Consider the following 2887-nt stretch of genomic DNA (forward strand, 5'->3'; position numbering starts at 1 on the left):
CACGGCGAGGTCGCGATGTTGCCCGAGACCATGGCCGTGTACCGCCGTCACCCCCACGGGATGTGGTTCAACTCGATCGTGGACCCGGCGAAATTCTGGCTGGCGCAGGGCGCGGGTCACGTCGCGACACTGGACGCCATGCTCGACCTCGTCGCCGGCGACCCACGGCGCGAGAAGATCGTCGCCAAGACCGCCGACGGCCTGCTGCGCACCATCGCGAAAAAGGTGCCCGGTGAGCCGGGTCGAAAGTTGCTGCAAGAGACCATCGCTCGGCATCCGCGCGTAGCCATGCTGGCCCTGCAGCACCGCTGGGGCCGCACGCCCGTAAAACGTCTGACGTCGTTGCGGCGCGCCCATACTCCGGCGGGCACCGGGTGACTTTGTCGGGGCGCGGCATCGTTGACCGCGACGGCCCGGTCGTCGCCTACCTGGGCTGGCACGGCCTGGGCAATTTGGGTGACGACGCAATCTACGATGCGGTCCGCAACCGGCTGCCCGGTGCGACGTTCGTCGATTTGCCACGACTCCCGCACCAGCTCCTTCACGCGACGGTGACGTCCGCGCTGGGGGTGCGCACGTTCCGGCGCGGCAGTCAGGTCGTCGGCGGCGGAACGCTGGTGGGCAGGCGACAGTGGCGTCCGTTGGTCAAGCGGGGCTTGGCACTGACCCGCCCAAATCCGAGCCACGCGATCGGCATCGGTGTCGAAGATCCGGTATTCGTGGGGCGCGGCAGCGGGTCGGGCGGGGGCGAGCTGAAACGTTGGGCACCGATACTCGCCGAGTTCCACACGGTCTCGGTCCGCGGACCCCGCAGCGCCGAACTGCTGTCGGACATCGGGATCGAGGTTGCGGTCACCGGTGACCCCGCACTGCTGCTCCCTTACCCCGACGGCGCCCCGGAGGACGGACTCATCGGGGTCAATGTCGGCTTCGGCGACGATCTTTGGGGGCATGACCCGCGAAAGTTGGCCGGGCAAGTGTCCGCCGCCGTGCAGCAGCTGGCGGGGCGGGGATACCGCTTCGTCGGCGTACTGATGAACCCGGGCGACCGGCGCTGGACCGAGCTGGCGCTGACCGACGTTGCGGCCGACGTCGTGCAACCGGCCGATGCCGCGGCGGCGGCACGTGAACTGGCCCGCTGTTCGGCCGCCATCGTCACGCGGCTGCACGCGGGGGTGTTGGCGGCGCTGTCGGCCACGCCGGTCGTCACGTTGGAATATCAACCGAAGTGCCGCGATTTCGCCCTGTCGATCGATGACGAGCGGTCTCTGGTTCGGACCGACCAGGTCAGTGCCGGGTCGCTCGTCGAGCGACTGCTCGACGCGCTTGCGAACGCGCCGCAGATCAGAACCAGTACGCGCGCCGCGGTCGGCCGGCTTAGGCAGCGCCTCGACACCGAATACGCCGCGCTGGGCCGCCAATTGGGCCTGACCTCATGATCCTGAAAGTCCAAACTCAGTGCTTTTCGGCAATGTTCGGACGGCCCGGATGCTGAACCTGGAATGGGTCAAACACGGCGGACTGATCACCGCCCTGCCCCGGCGATTGCCGCCCGCGCCGCGCAAAGCCGAAATAGAGTCACTCGCCAAGTCCACCAACAAGATCGGTGCGCTACCGCTGGACGACGCGTACGGGCAACCGGGAGCGACGCGTAAGCCCAAACACGTTCGCGCGGCGTCGTGGCAAGGCGATCTGTACGCGCACCTGGTCGACCAACACGACCCTCTGGTGGTCGTCGAGTTCGGCTCGGCGTTCGGCGTGTCCGGCATGTACCTGGCCTCGACACTACGGCGGGGCCGGCTGTATTCCTTTGAGATCAACCCCGCCTGGGCTGCCATCGCGGAGCGCAACATCGCCGCCATCAGCGACCGCTACAACCTGATCAGAGGCGCCTTCGAAGAGCACGTCGACGATATTGCCGGACCCATAGACCTGGCCTTAGTGGACGGCATCCACAGCTACGACTTCGTCATCCGGCAATGGCAGATCCTGCAGGCCCGGATGGTGCCGGGCGGGCGGTTGCTGTTCGACGACATCGACTTCAATCCCGGCATGCGCCGAGCCTGGGAGGAGATCGCCGCCGCGACGCAGGTGGTGGGCGCTGTCGTGGTATCAAAACGTCTGGGCCTCATCGAGTTGGCGTCCGCGTAGCAGCCCGTCGCCGTCAGATGCGGTGGCGGGGCCCGATATCCTTGACGTCGCCGACGCACGGCGCCTGTGAGGCAAGGACCGGTCATGAAATTCGCCCTGGCGTGTTACGGAACCCGCGGTGACGTCGAGCCGTCCGCCGCCGTGGGCCGCGAGCTGCTCCGCCGAGGACACGAGGTGCGCATCGCCGTCCCGCCCGAACAGGTCGGGTTCGCCGAGTCCACGGGTCTGACTGCGGTGCCCTATGGACCGGAGGTCCGTGACTTCCTCGACGAAGACTTCCTGCGCAACATGTGGAGAGACTTCTTCCGCGATCCCGTTCGGCTGATTCAGCGGGTCTGGGAGCCCATCATCAGATACTGGTCCGACGTGAGCGCCACCCTGGTGCCCTTCGCGGACGGCGCCGACCTGCTGTCCACGGGACTCAATTTCGAGCAAGCCGCGGCCAACGTGGCTGAACACTACGACATTCCGCTGGCCGCGCTGCACCACTTCCCCATGCGCGCCAACGGGCAGCTCGTCCCGGCCGTGCCGGCGCCGTTGCTCCGATCCGCGATGACGACCATCGAATGGCTGTTCTGGCGTTCGACCAAGGAGGTCGACAACGCGCAGCGCCGACAACTGGGCCTGCCGACCGCCACGCACCGCTCCCAGCGCCGGATCACCGACCGCGGTGGCTTGGAAATCCAGGGCTACGACCGGGTTTGGTTTCCGGGGCTGGCGCAGGAGTGGGCGAAAT

Annotated in this window: 3 protein-coding genes and 1 pseudogene; all 4 read left to right on the plus strand. The window is 67.4% G+C overall.

Translation table 11 applies throughout. The features are described 5' to 3' along the window. Positions 1-378, plus strand: a pseudogene (locus A5714_RS26470) (sugar transferase); the annotation flags it as partial. Further along, positions 375-1439, plus strand: coding sequence for a polysaccharide pyruvyl transferase family protein (locus A5714_RS03695; protein ID WP_231975743.1), 1065 nt, complete (start codon positions 375-377; stop codon positions 1437-1439). The pseudogene A5714_RS26470 and the gene A5714_RS03695, both read left to right, overlap by 4 nt. 49 nt (positions 1440-1488) lie before the next feature. After that, positions 1489-2151 carry an O-methyltransferase gene (locus A5714_RS03700; RefSeq protein ID WP_068282869.1) on the plus strand — a complete coding sequence of 221 codons (663 nt, stop codon included), beginning with the start codon at positions 1489-1491 and terminating at the stop codon, positions 2149-2151. 84 nt (positions 2152-2235) lie between these two features. Then, a partial coding sequence (locus A5714_RS03705; protein ID WP_197513537.1) for a glycosyltransferase occupies positions 2236-2887 on the plus strand: 652 nt, incomplete at its 3' end.

It is taken from the genome of Mycobacterium sp. E2462 (assembly GCF_001672685.1).
In the GTDB taxonomy this organism is placed as follows: domain Bacteria; phylum Actinomycetota; class Actinomycetes; order Mycobacteriales; family Mycobacteriaceae; genus Mycobacterium.

What these genes read in the sequence shown, in the direction of transcription:
- A5714_RS03700 (WP_068282869.1), top strand. Translation starts at nt 1,489, where the DNA reads ATGCTGAACCTGGAATGGGTCAAACACGGCGGACTGATCACCGCCCTG.